Here is an 18,750-nt window from a genome sequence, read left to right as displayed (position 1 = left end):
GGCCGATGTCCTTCGGGGACAACGGTATTTGGCGCCCCTGCTGGTGTTCCTCGGTGTGATGGGGATGTTGTTCGCCAGTGACGCGGGGGAGCCGCTGGAGGCCTACTCGGGGTCGTCGGCGTTGCTGTACCCGGTCGCGGCGTGGATGGCGGTCGTGGTGGCGACGTCCGAGGACGTGGTGCGGCGTGAGATCACCGTGGTGACCGCCGGTGGGTGGTCGCGCGTGCTGACGGCCGCGGCGCTGGTCTCGGTGCTGTTCGCGGTGGCCATGGCGCTGCTCGCGGCGGTGTGGCCGGTCGTGACGAACCCGCACCCGTACACGGCGGCTCAGTTTTTTGTCGGACTCGGCGCGCATACTGGGTGTGCGCTGCTCGGTGTCGGGGTGGGCCTGATGTTCGCCCGCCCGGTGTTCGACTCCATCGGGCGCACCGTGCTGGCGGTGTTCTCGGTGGTGGTGCTGACGTACCCGCTGGGGCGGGTGACCCCGCTCGGGTGGGTGCTGGACGCGTTGGGCCACAACGAGGTGTCGCTGTCCTTGCTGTGGGCCGGTGTCGCCGGTGCCGCGCTGGTGGCGGCGGCGGTGCTGGTCGGGGTGCGGCGGGCCTGATGCGGGTCAACGTGCTCGGGCCGTTGCAGGTGCTGTCCGGTGGCGTGCCCGTCGAGGTGCGCGGCAGGCGGCTGCGCTGGTTGCTGATCCGGCTGGCGGCGCAACCGGGCCAGGTCGTCGCGCCGGACCGGCTGGTCGCCGACCTGTGGCCGGACGAGCCGCCGCTGGACGGTCACGCGGCGTTGCAGTCGCTGGTGTCGCGGCTGCGGCGGACGCTCGGCACCGCGGTGGTCTCGTCGCACGCGTCGGGGTACCGGCTGGAGGCCTCGACCGACGTCGAGGAGTTCTGCCGGACGCGCGACCCGGCGCTGTGGCGCGGTGCGGCGTTCGAGGACGCGCCTTTCGCGGCCGAGGAGGCCGTGCGGCTGGCGTTGCTGCGCGACGACCTCGCCGGGCTGGAGGCCCTGGCGGCGGCGCACTCGTTGCGGGAGGACGTGCAGGCGCGGCTGATGCTGGCGTTGAACGCCGCCGGGAGGCGGTCGGACGCGCTGGCGGTGTTCGCGCGCGTTCGTTCGGCGCTCGCCGAGGAACTGGGCGTGGACCCCGGTGAGGCGCTGGCTGCCGCCCACCTCGCGGTGCTGCGCGAGCGTTCGGTGCGAGGGAACCTGCCGGCGCCGGTGGGCTCGTTCATCGGGCGTGACGCGGACCTGGCCGTGCTGGCGAGGTTGTTGCGCGACAACCGGTTGGTGACGCTGACCGGGTTCGGCGGCGTGGGCAAGACGCGGCTCGCGCTGACGCACGCCGCGACGGAACCGCAGGCGTGGTTCGTCGAGCTGGACTCGGCCGCGGACCCGCTGGCGGCGCTGGACGCCGCCCTGGGGCCGAACCCCCTGGCGGCACCGTTGTTCTCGCGGCTCGGGTCGTCGCTCGTAGTGCTGGACAACTGCGAGCACGTCGTCGACTCCGCGGCGGCTCTGTGTGCTCGCCTGCTGGCGGAGGCGCCGGACGTGCGGGTGCTGGCCACGTCGCGGGAGCCGCTGGGCATTCCCGGCGAGGTCGTGCACCCGGTGGCACCGCTGGACCTCGACCACGCCGTGCGGCTGTTCTCGGCACGGGTCGGCGCGGCGCTGGACCTCGACGTGGTGCGGCGGGTGTGCGCCGCGCTGGACGGCATCCCGCTCGCGCTGGAGCTCGCGGCGGCGCGCGCCCGGTCGTTGTCGCTCGCGCAGCTGGAGTCGCGTGTGGACAGCCGCCTGCGGTTGCTCGACCGCGGCGCGCGAACGGGGCCGGCGCGGCACCGGACGTTGCGGGCGGTGGTCGACTGGAGCTGGGAGCTGCTGGACGACTCCGAGCGGTTGTTGCTGGCACGGCTGGCGGTGTTCGTCGGCGGGGCCGGCGGCTCGGCGGTGCACGAGGTGTGCGGGGCACGCTTGCGCAGGGGTACCCCCTTCTCGGGAACCCCTGCATCTCACCGTACTCAGGACCCCCGACAAGATCAGGAACGTGCGGCCGCCGGTTCTGATGCGGCCCACCGGAGTGCGCGCCACACGCAGACCGTGCTTCCACCAAGCGATCCGGCGCACGACGAGCAGGAAGGCGACCTCTGGGACACCGAGGACCTGCTCGCGGCGCTCGTCGAGAAGTCCTTGGTCGTCCGCACCGGCGAGCGCTACCGGCTGATGGAGACCGTGCGCGAGTACGCCCTGGAGCAGGGTCAAGCCGACCACGCGAAGCACGCCGAGTACTACACGACCCTGGCCGAGCAGAACGAACCGTTGCTGCGGGGGCCACTGCAGCTGGAGGCGCTGCGGGTCTTCGAGGCGGAACGGGCCAACCTCGACGCGGCGATGGCCTGGGCGGTGGCGCACGACCAGGGTGTCGCGCGGCGGATGCTGGCCGCGCGCACCTGGCACTGGCTGGTGATGACGAAGCGGGTGGAGGAGGTTCGCCGCTGGGCGTCGCGGGTTCCCGGCGATCCGCTGGCCGAGGTGCTGGCGGCGCTCGGCACGGTGGAGGTCGTCGGTGCGGTGGAGCGGTTGTGGCGGGAGGACGTGCCGACCGCCCTGTGCGCGTTGATGCTCACCAGCGGTCGGGTGTGGGGGCAGGCGGAGCTCGGCGACCAGCTCGTCCTGCTGGCCGAGCGGCTGGAGCGGTCGGAGGACGCGTGGATGCGGGCGTTCTCGGCGCTGGTGCGCGGGGTGGTGGCCGGGGAGTTCAGCGAGGGGGCGGCTCCGGAGGCGGAGGCGCAGTACCGGCGGGCGTTGGAGGGGTTCCGGGGCGTCGGAGATCGGTGGGCCGTGGTGTTCGGGTTGTCGTGCCTGGTGATGGTGCTGATCAACCGCGGCGCGTTCGCCGAGGGGTTCCGGGCGGTGTCGGAGGCCCGGCGGGTCGTGGAGGAGCTGGGCGAGTCGGAGAACGTCCTCGTGCCCATGTCGGTGCTGGTGCAGGCGGCCCGGTTGAAGATCAGGACCGGGGATCTCGACGGGGCGCGAGCCGACCTCGGGCGGGTGCCGGCCGCGCGGTTCGAGCTCGACCGGGGGCGGATCGCGCAGGCGCACGGCGAGATCGCGTTCTTCGGCGGCGACTTCGAGGAGGCCGTCCGGCTCTACCGGCAGGCGCTGACGACCACGGCGGGCTCGGTGGCCGACCAGTTCAAGGCGACCGTCCACGCCGGACTCGGGCTGGCGCTGACGCGGCTCGGTGACCTCGAGGCGGCGGGGCGGGAGCACGAACGGGCGCTCGACGTCGTCGGGCGGAGCGCGGACGGGCCGGCGCGGGCGTCGGTGCTCGAGTGGTACGCGGACTGGCTGCTCGCCCAGGGCGACCCGCGGAGCGCGGGCAACGCCCTGGACGAGGCGGAACGGCTACGCGGCGGTCCGAGCAGCGACCCGGCGGTGGTGCAGCTGCGTGACCGGGTTCGCGCCGAAGTAGGCGTCGACGGCTGAGCGGCCGATCGCGGCCACGTAGCCGTCGGGGCGCACCAGGACCGGGCCGCCGGGGAAGTCGAGCGTCACGAAGTCGGGGCCGCGCAGCAGGTCGAAGATCCGGCCCTGGTCGGTGATCCCGTCCGGCATGCGGTCGCCCGGCTGCAGGCCCTCGCCGTCGGTGGTGCGGTAGGAGAGCGAGAGCTGCAGGGTCTCGTCACCGCGGCGCTCGAACGGCTGGCCGGACATCATGATCGCGGTCGTCATGCCCAGCAGCCACTCCGCGACGGGCTTGCGCTCGGCCTCGTAGGTGTCGAGCAGCGTCTCCATCGCGAGCTTCCAGCCGAGGTTGTAGGCGTCCTGGATGCCGGTGTTCATGCCCTGCGCACCGGCGGGGGAGTGCACGTGCGCGGCGTCGCCCGCGAGAAACACGCGGCCCACCCGGAACCGGTCGACCATGCGGATGTTGGTGCGGTACAACGATGTCCACGTCGCGTCGTGCACGACGAGATCGTCGCGGCCGGTGCGGTCGCGGATGATCTCGCGGTAGAGCTCCAGCGACGGGTCGCCGTCGCCGCTCGCCTGGAACTGGAAGAGGTCCGTGCCGGGCAACGGGCACAGCGCGAGCCACCGGTCGGCGCCGCCGCCCCACTGGTGCCAGTGGTCGCGGTCGAGGCCGGAGATCCGGAGGTCACCGATGAGCATGCGCTGGTCCTCGTGCGTCTCGCCGACGAACGGGACGCCGAGTTGCTTGCGCACGAACGACTTCCCGCCATCGCACCCGACGAGGTACTTCGCGCGCACGGTCTCCCCGCCGACCACGGCGGTGACTCCGGAGTCGTCCTGGGTGAACGACGTCAGCGGCTTGCCGTACTCGACCGGCTGCGGGAACGCCTCGCGGAGCACCTGCTCGACGCGGAACTGCGGGATGAGCATCGTGCGCGCGTAGGGGCGTTCGACCGTGGGGTGGCGGCCCTCGTGCACGTCCCACTCACGCACGACCTCGCGGCCCTGGTAGGCGCGCATCCTCAGGTCGAGGCGCCCGGACGCCAGCACGGGCTCGATGACGCCCAGGTCGTGGAGGACCTCCATGCTGCGCGGCTGCAGGCCCTTGCCGCGCGAGCCGGCGAACGGCGCGGGCGAGGCGTCGACGATGCGGAACGGCACGCCGCGGCGGTGCAGGTCGAGGGCGAGGGTGAGGCCGGTCGGGCCGGCTCCGGTGATCAGAACGTGGATGTCCATGACGGGGACACTTCGCCCCCGCACTGCCACGGCCCTGCCACCGCGCTGCTGCGGGTGACAGGGCCGTGGGCTGACCTGCGGGAACTTACTTCTTCATCAGCTCGATGAGCGCGTCGACGTCCTTGGGCTCGAAGCCGCGGAACAGCGTCAGCGCCAGCTCGTAGTAGGAGCGGATCGGGCTCACGTACCACTTGCCGTCGACCTCGGTGGCGACGACGCCGACACCGGACTTCATGACGGACCCGGCGACCCGGCCGATGACCTCGACGGCCTCGGCGGGGATCTTCTTGCCGCCCTGCTGCTCCAGCAGCTGCGTGATCTCGTCCGCGCAGAGCTTCTGCGTGCCCTGGCGGGGCACCTCGGCCGCGTAGCAGTCGCCTTCACGCGTGATGGTGACCGTCTCACCCTCGGCCGTGATCGACAGCTTCTTGACCGTGACCTGCTTGCCGCCGGTGACGTCCTTGACGTCGGTCTCCAGGGCCTCCAGCTTGGCGCCGGTCGGCTTCGTCGGGCCGGCCTCCTCGAGCAGCAGCGGGCCCAGGTCGTGCAGCACACCGGCCTCGTCCGGCGGCAGCAGCGTGATGACCTTCTTCAGGTCGCCGTCCAGCGCGGCGTCGACGAGCTGCTTCGCCGCGTCCTCCGCGGAGCCCGCGCCCTCGGCCGCGAAGCCGGACTGCGGCCACTTCTGCTTCTCCTCCTCCAGGATCGCGTTGGCGATTGTGTAGAAGGCGCTCGGGTACCACTTGTCGCCGACCTTGATCGACGCGATGCCGATCGGGGTGCCGCGCTTCTTCACCTCGGCGGTGATGTCGACGGTCTCGGACTTCGACGAGGTCAGGTTGATCTCGTCACCCAGCGCGTCGACGAGCTTGTCGGTGAGCGGGATCTTCGAGGCGTCCGAGGTGATCGTGATCTTGCCCTCGACCAGCTTGTTGATGGTGAGGTGGTCGTTGATCTTCTCGGCCGCGGCCTCGTCGAACTTGATGTTCTCGCTCTTGAACTCGACGCCGGAGAGCTTGTTCGGGTCGGCCTCGGGCTTCAGGATCTCGAGGCGCTTCATCTCCTTGGTCATCGACTCCATGTAGTCCTTCGACAGCGCCGCCTCCGCGGGCGCCAGCGAGGCCATGATGCCGACGACGTCACCGCTGCCGAGCTGCTCGATCAGGTTCTTCGCGGCGATCGCCGGGGTGTCCTGACCGGCGTTCGAGCCGGGGTCGGCCTTCTTGAGCGCGAAGAACGTGACGCCGCCACCGATCAGCAGCAGCACGGCCACGACGGCCGTGACCACCAGGCCGGTGCGCTTCTTCTTCGGCGGCTCACCGCCCATCGGCGCGTAGCCGTAGGGCTGCTGCTCGAAGCCCTGCTGCGGGAAGCCCTGGGGACCCGTCTGCGGGTAGCCCTGCTGCGGGAAACCCTGCGGCCCGGTCTGCGGGTGACCACCCTGCTGCGGGTAGCCGCCCTGCGGGTAGCCACCCTGCTGCGGCTGCTGCTGGTAGCCGCCCTGCTGGGGCTGCTGCCCGTACGGGTTGTTCTGCGGCTGCCACTGGCCGCCACCACCTGGGTAGCTCACGGGTTCCCTCCTGGAGTTCTCACTGCGCTGCGCCTGGTCGAGGTGAGCACCGTGATCGCCCCCACGATCGTCAGTACGGCACCGGCAAGGGTCGTGATCGGACCGGAGATGCTGATCCCGACCAACGCACCCTTGCTATCCCCTTGGACTGCGGCTACTAGGGCCGCGGTTCCGCTGATCGTGCCAAAAAGAAGGGCGACGCACGCGGCGATTCGGGGAAATCGAACCACGTACAGGGCGGCGGCGATCATCGCCAAGGGGGTCAGACCCACCCAGGTCGACGTGACGACACCTCCCGCCACCCCGTCCAACCCGGCCAGATCACGGAGCGAGAGCACCTCGTAACTGTCCCTCGTGGTCGATCCGGATTTCAGCCAGGGCAAGAAGGTCCCGGCGATGGAGGTGACCAAGCCCACTGCCGCGACGGCGGCTCCCACAGCGCTGCGCACCCGGATAGTGTGAACCGATGGCCTCCCAGGCGTGCACAGCGGCACGGGCGCTGGTCGCGTCCGCGCACCGGATCACGGTGCTGACGGGAGCCGGGGTCTCCACGGATTCGGGCATCCCGGACTTCCGCGGGCCCGGCGGCCTGTGGACGCGCGACGCCGACGCCGGGCTCGGGGCGACGCTCGACGCGTACCTGGCGGACCCCGAGCTGCGCAGGCTCACCTGGCGCACCCGGCTCGACAGTCCCGTGTGGACCGCGAAGCCGAACGCGGCGCACAAGGCCCTGGTGGAGCTGGAACGGTCCGGCCGCCTGCGCACGGTGGTCACGCAGAACATCGACGGCCTGCACCAGAAGGCCGGTTCCGATCCGCACCGGGTCCTGGAGCTGCACGGCACGCTGCACGCCACCGTGTGCCTGGACTGCGGTGCCACGGGGCCGATGCGCGAGGCGTTGAGGCGCGTCGCCGAGGGCGAAGCGGAACCGGACTGCCCGCGCTGCCGGGGAATCCTCAAGTCCGCGACGATCTCGTTCGGGCAGGAGCTCGACGCCGAGGTGCTGCGCCGCGCCCGCCTCGCCGCCCTCGACTGCGACGTGTTGCTGGTGGCGGGAACGTCGTTGCAGGTGCAGCCCGCCGCGGGCCTCGTGCCGCTGGCGGCCAAAGCGGGTGCGCAGGTCATCATCTGCAACGCCGAACCGACGCCCTACGACTCCGTGGCGGCCGTTGTGCTGCACGAGTCCGTCAGCGAGGTGCTCCCCGATCTCAGCGCCGTTCCTCCATCCGGGGGAGGCGGCTTCTCGTCCTGGGGAGATCCGAGCACCTGGTCGTAGTGTCGGCTCCATGCGCGTACCGCTGATCACCACGGACTTCCTGGACCGGGCGTCGTTCGCGTTCGCGGCGACCACGGCGACCGTCGACGAGCCGGACCAACCGGCCAAGCCGGTCCCGACGACGACGTACGCGGAGATGGCGACCCGCGTGCGGGCGTGGCAGGCCGGGTTCGACGCGCTGGGCGTGGGCGAGGGCGAACGCGTCGCGGTCGTCAGCCACAACTCCGCGCGGATGCTGGAGCTGCTGCACGCGCTGCCCGGCAGCGGGCGCATCTGCGTGCCGGTGAACTTCCGCCTGCGGCCCGACGAGGTGAAGTACGTCGTCGAGCACAGCGGCGCGTCGGCGTTGTTCGTCGACCCCGAACTGCAGCTGGACGACGTCGTGGCTCGGCACCGGTTCACGCTCGGCGAAGAGTCCGAGGCGCTGCTTCGGTTCGATGTGGAGCCACGGCCGTGGAGCGCGCCCTCGGAGGACGCGACGGCCACGATCAACTACACGTCGGGCACCACCGCGCGGCCCAAGGGCGTGCAGCTGACGCACCGCAACATCTGGCTGAACGCGGTCACGTTCGCCATGCACACCCGTGCGTGGGAGGGCGACGTCTACATGCACGTGCTGCCGATGTTCCACTGCAACGGCTGGGGCATGCCGTTCGGTCTCGCGGGCCTCGGCGTGCCGCAGGTGGTCCTGCGCAAGGTCGACGGCGCCGAGATCCTGCGCCGTGTGCGCGACCACGGCGTCACGCTCATGTGCGGCGCACCGGCCGTGTGGAACTCCGTGCTGGACGCCGCCCAGGAGTGGGAGGGCGAGATCCCCGGCCGTGACCGGGTGCGGATCGTCTGCGCCGGCGCACCGCCGCCCTCGCGCACGATCCAGCGCGTGACCGAGGAGCTCGGGTGGGAGTTCCTGCAGATCTACGGCCTGACCGAGACGGCGCCGCTGCTGACGTTCAACCGCGCCCAGCCGGGCCCCACGGGCGAGGAGAAGGCGAAGAAGCAGTCGCGGGCGGGCGCCCCCGCGCTCGGCGCGCAGCTGCGGATCTCCGACACCGGTGAGGTGCTCGCGCGGTCCAACGTGGTGATGGAGGGCTACTGGGACAACCCGGAGTCCACGGCGGACGCGCTCGAGGACGGCTGGTTCCACACCGGCGACGGCGGCCACTTCGACGACGAGGGCTACCTGACGATCTCGGACCGCAAGAAGGACGTGATCATCACCGGCGGCGAGAACGTCTCGTCGATCGAGGTCGAGGACTGCCTGTTCTCACACCCGGCCGTCGCCGAGGTCGCGGTCATCGGGGTGCCCCACGAGAAGTGGGGTGAAACGATCAAGGCGCTCGTCGTGCTGTCGGGTGAGGCGACCGAGGCGGAGCTGATCGGGCACTGCAAGGAGCGGCTCGCCGGGTACAAGGCGCCGACCTCGATCGAGTTCCGCGACGCGATCCCGCGGACGGCGACCGGCAAGATCCAGAAGTTCAAGCTGCGGGAGCCGTACTGGACCGGCAGGGACCGGCTCGTCAACTAGCCCGACCGGCGACACGCCCGACTCCGATCGTCCCAAAAGGACCACCGACCGTGTTCCACTGTGACACGTGTGGTTGACGGTGCGTGAGTTCCAGATGCGCACAATGGGTCTGATTGGTCTAATTCGGTCGGAGGTGATGCCTTGTGTTGACACGACTCTCCGCCGTGGTGGTGTTGATGACGGCCGTCCTCACGGGGACGGCCGTCGCCGTTCCCCCGCCTCCGCCGAACCCGAGCGACTCGGCGATCTCGGCGTCCCGGGCGGAGGCGGAGGCGAAGGCCGCCCGCGTGGGTGAGCTGACCGGACGGCTCACGCAGGCCGAGTCGCGCCTGCAGGAGCTGCACGACGACGTGTCGTACAAGCGCGAGCTCGCCAACAAGGCCCGTGTCGACCTGGAGACGGCGGTCGCCGAGGCCGAGGCGGCCCGCCGCGAGGCCACGGCCGCGCGCGTGCAGGCCGACGCCGCGTCCAAGGCCGTCGAGGAGAGCCGCCGCGCGCTCGACGAGTTCGCCGCCGCCTCGTACGCCCAGGGCAGCACCGTCGGGTCCTTCTCGGCCTACATCGGGGCGAAGTCGCCGGAGGACCTGCTGGCCCGCGCCCAGCTGCTCGAGGCGGTGTCGGCGTCCAGCCTGAACCGCCTGGACCAGGTGACCCGCGACCAGGGCACGGCCGCGAACCTCGACTCCGCCGCGCGCGCCGCGCTGCAGAAGGCCGAGTCGAAGCAGGCGGCCGCCGACGAGGCCAAGAAGGTCGCCGACCAGGCGCAGCAGGTCGCCGTGGACGCGCATGCCGCCCAGGCGTCGGCCACCGCCGAGTTGCAGGCCGACAGGGACGCCGTCGAGCGGGAGCTCGTCGCGGCGCGGGGTGCGGTCAGCGGCCTCGAAGCGCAACGCCGGCAGTACGACCAGTGGATCGAGGCGAAGAAGCGCGAGGACGAGGAGAACGCCCGCCGCGCCGCGGCCGCGGCCGCCGCCGTACCCCAGGCCGCCCCTCAGGCCCCGCCGCAGCGCCGCCCGGTGGCGGCGGCACCCGCCCCGTCCGGCAACCGCGTGCAGACCGTGATCAACCGGGCGTTGTCCCAGCGCGGTGTCATCTACGCGTGGGGCGGCGGCAACTACAACGGCCCGACGTACGGCGTGCGCGACGGCGGGGTGGCCGACTCGTTCGGCGACTACCGCAAGATCGGCTTCGACTGCTCCGGTCTGATGATGTACGCGTTCGCGGGCGTCGGCGTGTACCTGCCGCACTACAGCGGTTACCAGTACAACTCCGGCCGCAAGGTGCCGCTGGCGCAGATGGCGCCGGGGGACATGATCTTCTGGGGGCCCGGCGGCGGCACGCACGTGGCGCTGTACCTGGGCGGCGGGATGATGGTCGAGGCGCCGCACTCCGGTGCGGTCGTGCGGATCTCTCCGGTGCGGTACGGCGGCATCATGCCGTATGCCACTCGCTTGTTGTGATCTCGTCGTGGGTGATGTCACTCCGTGTCGAGCGACGAGCTTGCGGGGAGACCGAGCGCAGTGCGGCGGGCTGGTTTTGCGGCGTGAAGATCGTGGTGTTCGGCGCGTCCGGCATGGTCGGCCGGGGTGCGCTGCGGGAGTGCGTGCTCGACCCCGAGGTCGACTCGGTCGTGACGGTGGGACGGTCGCCGTTGGCGGTCAGCGATCCCAAGCTGCGGCACGTGGTCCACGCGGACTTCGGTGACCTTTCGCCGGTTGCGGACCAGCTTGCCGATGCTGACGCGTACTTCTACTGCATGGGCCGAGTACACGCCCGTGACGCACGACTACGCGCGGGTGAAGGGGCGCACGGAGAACGAGCTGCTGGCGTTGGACCGGCCGGTGTTCGTCGTGCGACCGGGCTTCATCCAGCCATGCCACTGCATCACCTCGCGGACCCGGATCTACCGGTACCTCTGCTCGTGGTCCGCGTGGCTGTTCCCGGTGCTGGAGCGGCTGGCGCCGAAGTACGTCACGACCACCGAACGCCTCGGCCGCGCGATGGTGGCGCTGGCCAAACACGGCGACGAGCAGCGCCTGCTGCGCAGCGACGGGATCAACCGGGTGGCGGGATGACGCTCGAGGAGGCCGTTCGCGAGCACCAGGAGGACCGCTGCGAGGTCACGCACGTCGTCGAGCCGGTGTGCGGCGCGAGCTGTGCGGCGTGCACCGACTCGAAGATCGACCACCTCGTCACGCGGGCTTGAACGCGTCCTCGGTCTTGACCACGCCGGCCGTGCGGCCCGGTGCGGTGTGGTTCTCCCAGTAGAGGTTCGTGTGGACGATGACCTCGTCCGGGGTGGGAGCGCCCCACTCGGACAGGTCCTCGGTCGTGTGCGCGTCGCTCACCAGCAGGGCGTCGTAGCCGCGGACGATGGCGCCGTGCAGCGTCGAGCGGATGCACTCGTCGGTCTGCGCGCCGGACACCACGAGGCTGCCGATCCCCTTGCGCGCCAGCACCTCTTCGAGGTCGGTCGCCTCGAACGAGTCGGCGTACGTCTTGTGCACCACCGGTTCGCCCTCGGCGGGCTTCAGCTCCGGCACGAACTGCCAGCCGTCGGACTCCTTCGGCATGTGCTCGGCGTTGCTGTGCTGCACCCACACCACGTCGACGCCGGCCGCGCGCGCCTTGTCGACGAGCGCGGCGACGTTGGCCACCACCTCGTCGCGGTGGTGGGCGTGGTTCACCACCCCGTTCTGCACGTCGATCACGAGCAACGCGGTGCCGGGGCGGTTCGCCAGAGTCGTCACGCGGCCAGCTTAGGCCGGTTCCGGTGGCGTGCAAGGGCGTTCGGTCGACAGTGGACGGCCGCACGCGTGCGGCTCAGCGCGAACGCAACCGGCGCAGCATGCGGGCGTCCTCGAAGCCGACGTTGCGCGCGGCGGTCTCGACCGTGGCGCCCTGACCGATGAGGTGTTCGGCCCGTTCGACGCGCAACGCTTGCTGGTACTTCAACGGCGTCATACCTGTCGCACGGCCGAACAACCGTGTCACGGTGCGTTCGCTGCATCCCGCGTGTGCGGCCAGTTCCGCGAGCGAGAGCCGGTCCGCGAGCCGTGACTCGATCACGTCCTGAATCCGGTGCACCGTCTCGTTGATGTGCGACCGGTGCCGCAGCAGCACGCTCGCCTGCTGGTCGTCACCGTTCCTGCGCGCGTAAATGACCATCGTGCGTGCGATCGCGGCGGCCGTGGAAGGGCCGTGGCGCACAGCGACCAAGTGCAGCGCGAGGTCGATCCCGCTCGCGATGCCTGCCGACGTCACGACGCGATGGTCTTCGACGAACAAGACATCGCGGACGACCTGTGCGCGCGGGTAGCGTCGTTCGAGCTCCTCTTGCAGTTCGTGATGCGTGGTGCAGCGGCGGCCTTCGAGCAGGCCCGCGCGCCCCAACGCATCCGCCCCGGCGCACACACTCGCGACCGTGCCGCCGGCGTCGTGGTGCGCGCGCAACCACGCCAACGCGCGTTCGGACAGATGCCCCGTGCCCGCGATCTTCGGTGACCGCCACCCCGGCACGAACACCAGGTCGTCCGCGTCGAGAGGGGGCAGCTCGGTCGACGCGCCCAACGGCACGCCCTGATGGCTCGGCACGGTGTCCGCGTCGCCCACGTACGACAGCGCGTAGCCGCCCACGAGGTCGGCGGCGCTGGAGAACACCTGCGCCGGCCCCGCGAGGTCGAGCAGGTGCACTCCGGGCACGAGCAGGAAGACGACTCTGGTCACGATCCGGTCAGCGTAGCGACGTCCGAGATCCGCGCGAACCGGCCCGCCAGCACGTACTCCGTCCGTTCGACGAGCTCCTCCACGCCGAGCACCCTCCCGGTCCGCCAGTGCGGCAGCGGCGTGGTGGCCGTCGCGTCCGTCACGAACGTCATGTCGAACCCGAGGTCGGACCCGACGCGGGTCGTCGTCTCGCAGCACTGCTCGGTCCGGATGCCGCTGACCAGCAGCTCCCGCACCCCGTGCCGCGTCAGGGTCTGCTGGAGGTTCGTCGTGGTGAACGCGTTGTGCGACGTCTTGGTCAGCACCTGCTCGTCGTCGAGCGGTTCGAGGCCGTCGATCAGCCGCACGTGCCCGAGCGCGGGGTCGAACACGTCGCCGGAGCCGGGCTCGGAGTGCAGCACCCACACGACGAGGTCACCGGCGTCGCGGCTCATGTCGACGAGCTGGTTGACCTTGCCCACGATCCCGGGGTTCGACACCTCGGCCCAGTCCGCCCGCCGGCGGAACGACTCCTGCACGTCGATGACGATCAATGCTCGCTTCATGGCCACCAGCCTCGCCGTGCGCGGCGCCGGCCACGAGGCACGACCCGGCCGGGGAGCGGACGGATCCGGTCACGCTCCCGAGATCACAGCGGACGGCGGCCGGCGAACCCCAGATCGGTCCGGTGGTACCAGCCCAGCTCCCGGTCGCCCTCGAGCCAGCACAGCAGCACCGGCACCCCGTCCCTCTCGCTGGGGAAGTCGACCAGCAACGGGGCGAAGCCCTTCAGCTCGGCCCCGGTCCGCTGCACCGACTCCATCAGCTCGTCCAGCCGGGCCTGCGCGGCCTTGAACTCCGGCAGCCCGCCCAGCGAGGACCCGCCCGCGGCCAGTTCGGCGGCGTCGGCGCGCAGACGCACGATCTCGTCGAGCACCGGCAGCAGGCGCGCCAGTTCGGTCCGGGCTTCGGCGAGCGTGAACAGTCCCACGGGGCCAAGGCTGGCACAGTGCAGGGGTGCAGTGGCGACTGGGTGACCTCACCGTGAACCGGATCGGGTTCGGCGCCATGCGCCTGCCGCAGGAGGGGACGGCGTTCGACCCCGCCGCACGGCCGCGCGACCGCGGGCAGGCGATCCGGGTCCTCCGGGAAGCGGTGGAGCTCGGGATCAACCACGTCGACACGGCCGCGTTCTACTTCTCGGCCACGCGGTCGGCCAACGAGCTCATCAACAGCGCGCTGTCGCCGTACCCGGACGACCTGGTCGTCGTCACCAAGGTCGGTCCCGGGAGGACGCCGCAGGGGGAGTGGCTGCCGCTCGCCACGCCGGGGCAGCTCCGCGGCCAGGTCGAGGAGAACCTGCGGCAGCTCGGCCGCGACCACCTCGACGTGGTGAACCTGCGGGTCAGCGGGCTCGACGACGTGAGCGCGCACTTCGAGGCGTTGGCGAAGCTCCGGGAAGCCGGTCTCATCAGGCACCTGGGGTTGTCCAACGTGAAGCCCCACCACCTCGACCAGGCGCAGCGGATCGCGGACGTCGTGTGCGTGCAGAACTCCTACGGGCTGGGGCACCACCCCGAGCAGGACGACTTCCTCGGCGTCTGCGGGGAGCGGGGGATCGCGTTCGTGCCGTTCTTCGCCCTCGCCGGAGCGAACCAGGAGGCCGGCACGTCGGCCGGGGACGACGAGGTCACCGCGATAGCGCGCGACCGGGGCGTCTCGCCCGCGCAGGTCCGGCTCGCGTGGACGCTCGCGAGAGGGCCGCACGTGCTGGTCATCCCCGGCACCGGTGATCCCGGGCACCTGCGGCAGAACGTCGAGGCGGGCGAGCTGCGGCTCACCCCCGGGGAGCTCACCCGCCTCGACGCGGTCCACCTCAACGGGAGCTGATCCGCCGGAACAGCCACGTGGCCCAGGTGAAGGCCACCACCAGCAGTCCGCCCGACCACGCCAGAGCCGGCAGGGCCGAGGTGACGGGCCGGTCGGTGAGCAGGGCGCGCACGGTCTCGACGACCGGGGTGATCGGCTGGTGCTCGCTGACGGCGCGCAACCAGGGCGGCATCGTCGCCACCGGGACGAACGCGCTGCTCAGGTAGGGCAGGAAGAGCATGAAGAACCCGAGCAGGCTCGCCGACTCGACGGACCGGGCGATCACGCCGAAGCCCGCGGCCAGCCAGGACAGCGCCAGCACGTAGACGAGCAGCAGGCCCATCGCGAGCGCCCACGCGCCGGCCGACGCCGTGGGCCGGAAGCCCATCAGCAGGGCCACGAGCACGACCGCGAACGTCGCCAGGGCGTTGCGGGCGACCGAGGCGACCACGTGGCCGGTCAGCACGCTGAAGCCGCTGATCGGCATCGAGCGGAACCGGTCGACGACGCCCTTGTGCATGTCGTCGGCCACCGGCATCGCGGTGGACGTGGCGCCGTAGCCGGTGCACAGCACCACGATGCCGGGCACCACGTAGTCCACATAGGACTGCACGGAGCTGATCGCGCCGCCGAACACGTAGACGAACAGCGCCATCATCAGCACCGGCAGCACCACCGCCATGATCGCGGTGTCGAGGTTGCGGCGGCTCAGCCGGATGCTGCGGCCGACCATCGTCGTCGCCGCGCTCACGCCGCCACCGCCGTCAAGGTCGTGAAGACGTCGTCCAGGGTCGGCCGGTGCGTGGCCACGCGCAGCACGTGGATCCGTGCGGCGAGCAGGTCGTCCAGGACGCGGTGCAGGTGCGCGGCGCTGCCGTCGGACGGCAGGCCCAGGGTGGGGCCGTCGGCGAGCCCGCCGACGACGGACCCGGCCCGCAGGGCCTCCTCCCGGCTCGCGAAGGTCAGGTCGAGCCGGGTGCCGCCGACCGAGTTCTTCAACGCGTCCGCGGTGCCGTCCGCGACGACGCCCCCGTTGTGCAGCACGACGATCCGGTCGGCGAGGCGGTCGGCCTCCTCCAGGTACTGGGTCGTGAGGAAGATCGTCACGCCGTCGCGCACGAGGTCGCCGATCGCGTCCCACGTCGTCGTGCGGCTCACCGGGTCGAGGCCGGTGGTCGGCTCGTCCAGGAACAGCAGCCGCGGCCTCGCCACCAGGCTCATCGCGAGGTCCAGGCGCCGGCGCATGCCGCCGGAGTAGGTGCGCGCCCGCCGGTCCGCGGCGTCCGCCAGGCCGAACCGCTCCAGCAGCTCGGCCGCCCGCGCGCGTGCCGCCGGCCTGGTGAGGCGGCGCAGGCGGGCGATCATGACCAGGTTCTCGCGGCCGGTCTGCTCCTCGTCGACCGCCGCGTACTGGCCGGTCAGGCTGATCACGCCGCGGACGTCCGCGGCCTCCCGCACCACGTCGAACCCGCACACCCGCGCCGAACCGCCGTCGGGCCTGGTCAGCGTGCTCAGGATGCGGATCGTGGTCGTCTTGCCCGCGCCGTTCGGCCCGAGCAGCGCGAGCACGGACCCCTCGGTCACCCCCAGGTCGAGCCCGTCCAGCACCGTCCGGGTGCCGTACCTCTTCGTCAGACCCTCTGTCTCGACGATCATCGAACCCCCTTTATGCGTACCTGATACGCAATATGTGAATTAGCGTATGGCATACGCATCTGTTTGACTAGAGGGCATGAAGAGGGGGCGCAAGCCGACCATCGACGCCGCCGACATCACGCGGGCCGCCATCGCGATCGCGGACGCCGAGGGCCTCGCTGCCGTGTCCATGGCCCGCGTCGCGCAGGAGATGGGCAACGCCACGATGGCGCTCTACCGCCACGTGAAGAGCAAGGACGAGCTGCTCGCCCTCATGTGGGACGAGGCGATGGAGGACCCGCCGCCGCTGCCGGACGGGGAGTGGCGCGCCAAGCTCGGCTTCTGGGCGAAGGCGGTGCTGGCGGCGATCCGCAGGCGTCCGTGGTTCCTGCAGATCCCGATCAGCGGACCGCCCTCCGGGCCGCGCAACCTCGCCTGGTTCGACCGCGCGCTCACCGCCCTCGACGACACGCCGCTCGAGCCGGGGGAGAAGGTCGGCGTGGTCATGGGGCTGTCGACGTTCGTGCAGGGCGAAGCACGCCTGGGCGTCACGCTGGCCAGCGGGTTCGAGCAGGATCCCGGCCAGTTCGGCCACCGGTACGGGCAGCGGCTGCGCCAGATCGTCGACCCCCGCCGGATGCCCGCGCTCGCGGAGGTCATCGCCGCCGGCGTCTTCGACCTCGACGACGTGCAGGACGTCGAGGACCTCGACGCCGACTTCGACTTCGGCCTGCACCTGTTCCTGGAGGGCGTCGCGGCGCACATCGGAGGCCGGGCATGACGTACGCGGTGATCGTCCTGACCGGCGGCAGGGGCGAACGGCTCGGCGGCGTCGACAAGGCCGCGCTGTCCTTCCGGGACGCGACCCTGCTCGACCACGTGCTGTCCGTTGTGGACGACGCGAGCCGGAAGGTCGTCGTGGGGCCGGAGAAGGACCTGCCCGGCGTGGTCTGGGCGCGCGAGGACCCGCCCGGCGGCGGACCGCTCGCCGGGCTGGCCGCAGGGCTCGCGGAGGTCACCGAGGAGTGGGTCGCGGTGCTCGCCGTCGACCAGCCCGGCCTCACGAAGGACACCATCGCCCGGCTGCGGGCGGTGGGGCGCAACGCCGTGCTCAGGGACGACCGCGTCCAGTGGCTGATCGGCTTCTGGAACACCGCGCAGCTGCGCGAGGCCCTCCCCGGCGACCCGCGGAACCTGCCGCTGCGCAAGACTCTCCTGCAGCTCCACCCCGTCGAAGTGCCCGCTTTGCCCGGTGAGGCCCGGGACGTCGACACGCCCGCCGACCTGGACACCCTTCACAGCGGTTGAACAGGCGGGGAGTAAGACTGTTCCACGATCGGTAAACCCTGTTCCGCATGGAGGCCCGCACGTGACCGAGCCCGCCGCCGAGGCAACGCCGAACGCATCGGCGCCCGTCACCCCGGCTCGTGACGCCCAGCTGCTCGAACGCACCGTGTTCGAGGTGAAGCGGGTGATCGTCGGCCAGGACCGGCTCGTCGAGCGGATGCTCGTGGGTCTGCTGGCCAAGGGCCACCTGTTGCTCGAAGGTGTGCCGGGCGTCGCGAAGACGCTCGCCGTCGAGACGTTCGCCCGTGTCGTGGGCGGCTCGTTCTCGCGCGTGCAGTTCACGCCCGACCTGGTGCCCGCCGACATCCTCGGCACCCGCATCTACCGCCAGTCCAGCGAGGCGTTCGACGTCGAGCTCGGCCCCGTCGTCGCGAACTTCGTGCTCGCCGACGAGATCAACCGCGCGCCCGCCAAGGTGCAGTCGGCGATGCTCGAGGTCATGGCCGAGCGGCACGTGTCCATCGGTGGCAGGACCTTCCCGATGCCGAACCCGTTCCTCGTGCTGGCGACGCAGAACCCGATCGAGAACGAGGGCGTGTACCCGCTGCCCGAGGCGCAGCGCGACCGGTTCCTGTTCAAGATCCAGGTCGAGTACCCCACGGCCGAGGAAGAACGCGAGATCGTCTACCGCATGGGCGTCGAGGCGCCCACGCCGAACCAGGTCCTCTCCCCGGAGGAGCTGGTGCGCCTGCAGGGCGTGGCGTCGCGCGTCTTCGTCCACCACGCGCTCGTCGACTACGTGGTGCGCCTCGTGATCGCGACCCGCGCCCCCGCCGAGCACGGCCTCACCGACGTCGCCGGCTGGGTCGCCTACGGTGCCTCGCCGCGCGCGTCGCTCGGCATCATCGCCGCCGCGCGTGGCCTCGCGCTCGTGCGCGGCCGTGACTACGTGCTCCCGCAGGACGTCGTGGACGTCGTTCCGGACGTGCTGCGCCACCGCCTCGTGCTGTCCTACGACGCGCTGGCCGACGGCGTGCCGATCGACCACATCATCACGCGCGTGCTGCAGATCGTGCCGTTGCCGCAGGTGTCGGCCCGTCCGCAGCAACCGCCGGTCCCGGCTGGTAGGCAGTGAGCAGGGAGAAGACCGAGGAGCGCCCCTCGTGGGCG

At 71.4% G+C, this 18,750-nt stretch carries 20 protein-coding genes; 11 read left to right on the top strand and 9 right to left on the bottom strand.

The features are described from left to right. Positions 1-28 precede the first annotated feature (28 nt). A complete protein-coding gene (locus V1227_RS14595) occupies positions 29-607 on the top strand; it encodes a hypothetical protein (RefSeq protein WP_329793109.1) in 579 nt (192 codons plus the stop codon). Then, on the top strand, positions 607-3,492 hold the full coding sequence (locus V1227_RS14590; RefSeq protein ID WP_329793107.1) for an ATP-binding protein: 2,886 nt from the start codon (positions 607-609) through the stop codon (positions 3,490-3,492). The genes V1227_RS14595 and V1227_RS14590 overlap by 1 nt, the downstream gene beginning before the upstream one ends. Here V1227_RS14590 and V1227_RS14585 read toward each other — a convergent pair. From V1227_RS14585 to V1227_RS14575, 3 genes are all read right to left on the bottom strand, one after another. Then, positions 3,412-4,713, bottom strand: a complete 1,302-nt coding sequence (locus tag V1227_RS14585; RefSeq protein ID WP_329793105.1) for an FAD-dependent monooxygenase — start codon at positions 4,711-4,713, stop codon at positions 3,412-3,414. The two genes, V1227_RS14590 and V1227_RS14585, sit on opposite strands and share 81 nt — an antisense overlap. Positions 4,714-4,798: 85 nt before the next feature. Further along, positions 4,799-6,283, bottom strand: coding sequence for a flagellar basal body protein FliL (locus tag V1227_RS14580; RefSeq protein ID WP_329793104.1), 1,485 nt, complete (start codon positions 6,281-6,283; stop codon positions 4,799-4,801). Continuing rightward, positions 6,280-6,732 (bottom strand): hypothetical protein, encoded by a 453-nt coding sequence (locus V1227_RS14575; protein WP_329793103.1) that lies wholly within the window; start codon positions 6,730-6,732, stop codon positions 6,280-6,282. The genes V1227_RS14580 and V1227_RS14575 overlap by 4 nt, the downstream gene beginning before the upstream one ends. Positions 6,733-6,749: 17 nt before the next feature. On the opposite strand from V1227_RS14575, the gene V1227_RS14570 reads away from it, so the two are divergent. The 5 genes from V1227_RS14570 (at position 6,750) to V1227_RS14550 (ending at position 11,290) form a co-directional block, all read left to right on the top strand. Continuing rightward, complete coding sequence (locus tag V1227_RS14570; RefSeq protein WP_329793102.1) at positions 6,750-7,559, top strand: SIR2 family NAD-dependent protein deacylase; 810 nt, start codon at positions 6,750-6,752, stop codon at positions 7,557-7,559. Between the two features lie 10 nt (positions 7,560-7,569). Next, positions 7,570-9,084, top strand: a complete 1,515-nt coding sequence (locus tag V1227_RS14565; protein WP_329793101.1) for a class I adenylate-forming enzyme family protein — start codon at positions 7,570-7,572, stop codon at positions 9,082-9,084. Between the two features lie 143 nt (positions 9,085-9,227). Further along, positions 9,228-10,544: an NlpC/P60 family protein gene (locus V1227_RS14560; protein ID WP_442916491.1), complete on the top strand. Its 1,317-nt coding sequence runs from the start codon at positions 9,228-9,230 to the stop codon at positions 10,542-10,544. Positions 10,545-10,799: 255 nt separating this feature from the next. Then, positions 10,800-11,159 (top strand): hypothetical protein, encoded by a 360-nt coding sequence (locus V1227_RS14555; protein WP_329793099.1) that lies wholly within the window; start codon positions 10,800-10,802, stop codon positions 11,157-11,159. Beyond that, a complete protein-coding gene (locus V1227_RS14550; protein ID WP_329793098.1) occupies positions 11,156-11,290 on the top strand; it encodes a hypothetical protein in 135 nt (44 codons plus the stop codon). Before V1227_RS14555 ends, V1227_RS14550 begins: the two co-directional genes overlap by 4 nt. On the opposite strand, the gene V1227_RS14545 is transcribed toward V1227_RS14550, so the two are convergent. The 4 genes from V1227_RS14545 to V1227_RS14530 all read right to left on the bottom strand — a co-directional run bounded on the left by V1227_RS14545 (position 11,277) and on the right by V1227_RS14530 (position 13,780). Next, positions 11,277-11,834: a cysteine hydrolase family protein gene (locus tag V1227_RS14545; protein ID WP_329793097.1), complete on the bottom strand. Its 558-nt coding sequence runs from the start codon at positions 11,832-11,834 to the stop codon at positions 11,277-11,279. The genes V1227_RS14550 and V1227_RS14545 overlap by 14 nt on opposite strands. A 73-nt stretch (positions 11,835-11,907) precedes the next feature. Then, on the bottom strand, positions 11,908-12,810 hold the full coding sequence (locus tag V1227_RS14540; RefSeq protein ID WP_329793096.1) for a GlxA family transcriptional regulator: 903 nt from the start codon (positions 12,808-12,810) through the stop codon (positions 11,908-11,910). After that, positions 12,807-13,355 carry a cysteine hydrolase family protein gene (locus tag V1227_RS14535; protein WP_329793095.1) on the bottom strand — a complete coding sequence of 183 codons (549 nt, stop codon included), beginning with the start codon at positions 13,353-13,355 and terminating at the stop codon, positions 12,807-12,809. Before V1227_RS14535 ends, V1227_RS14540 begins: the two co-directional genes overlap by 4 nt. Before the next feature lie 83 nt (positions 13,356-13,438). Continuing rightward, positions 13,439-13,780, bottom strand: a complete 342-nt coding sequence (locus V1227_RS14530; protein WP_090098032.1) for a DUF2203 domain-containing protein — start codon at positions 13,778-13,780, stop codon at positions 13,439-13,441. A 26-nt stretch (positions 13,781-13,806) separates the two neighbouring features. On the opposite strand from V1227_RS14530, the gene V1227_RS14525 reads away from it, so the two are divergent. After that, on the top strand, positions 13,807-14,679 hold the full coding sequence (locus tag V1227_RS14525; protein ID WP_329793094.1) for an aldo/keto reductase: 873 nt from the start codon (positions 13,807-13,809) through the stop codon (positions 14,677-14,679). Here the strand turns inward: V1227_RS14525 and V1227_RS14520 are convergent. Both V1227_RS14520 and V1227_RS14515 read right to left on the bottom strand, forming a co-directional pair. Next, positions 14,666-15,409: an ABC transporter permease gene (locus tag V1227_RS14520; protein WP_329793093.1), complete on the bottom strand. Its 744-nt coding sequence runs from the start codon at positions 15,407-15,409 to the stop codon at positions 14,666-14,668. The two genes, V1227_RS14525 and V1227_RS14520, sit on opposite strands and share 14 nt — an antisense overlap. Then, positions 15,406-16,314 (bottom strand): ATP-binding cassette domain-containing protein, encoded by a 909-nt coding sequence (locus V1227_RS14515; protein ID WP_329793092.1) that lies wholly within the window; start codon positions 16,312-16,314, stop codon positions 15,406-15,408. Before V1227_RS14515 ends, V1227_RS14520 begins: the two co-directional genes overlap by 4 nt. 76 nt (positions 16,315-16,390) lie before the next feature. Here V1227_RS14515 and V1227_RS14510 point away from each other — a divergent pair, with 76 nt between their 5' ends. The 3 genes from V1227_RS14510 (at position 16,391) to V1227_RS14500 (ending at position 18,715) form a co-directional block, all read left to right on the top strand. Further along, on the top strand, positions 16,391-17,074 hold the full coding sequence (locus V1227_RS14510; RefSeq protein ID WP_329793090.1) for a TetR/AcrR family transcriptional regulator: 684 nt from the start codon (positions 16,391-16,393) through the stop codon (positions 17,072-17,074). Continuing rightward, positions 17,071-17,601 (top strand): molybdenum cofactor guanylyltransferase, encoded by a 531-nt coding sequence (gene mobA / locus V1227_RS14505; RefSeq protein WP_329793089.1) that lies wholly within the window; start codon positions 17,071-17,073, stop codon positions 17,599-17,601. The genes V1227_RS14510 and mobA overlap by 4 nt, the downstream gene beginning before the upstream one ends. A gap of 61 nt (positions 17,602-17,662) precedes the next feature. Next, a complete protein-coding gene (locus V1227_RS14500; protein WP_236220001.1) occupies positions 17,663-18,715 on the top strand; it encodes an AAA family ATPase in 1,053 nt (350 codons plus the stop codon). The last annotated feature ends 35 nt before the right edge of the window (positions 18,716-18,750 follow it).

This window comes from Lentzea sp. DG1S-22 (assembly GCF_036321065.1).
GTDB lineage: Bacteria > Actinomycetota > Actinomycetes > Mycobacteriales > Pseudonocardiaceae > Lentzea > Lentzea jiangxiensis.
The sequence above is the reverse complement of the archived record's forward strand: the minus strand, read 5'-3'. Positions and strand labels throughout refer to the sequence as shown.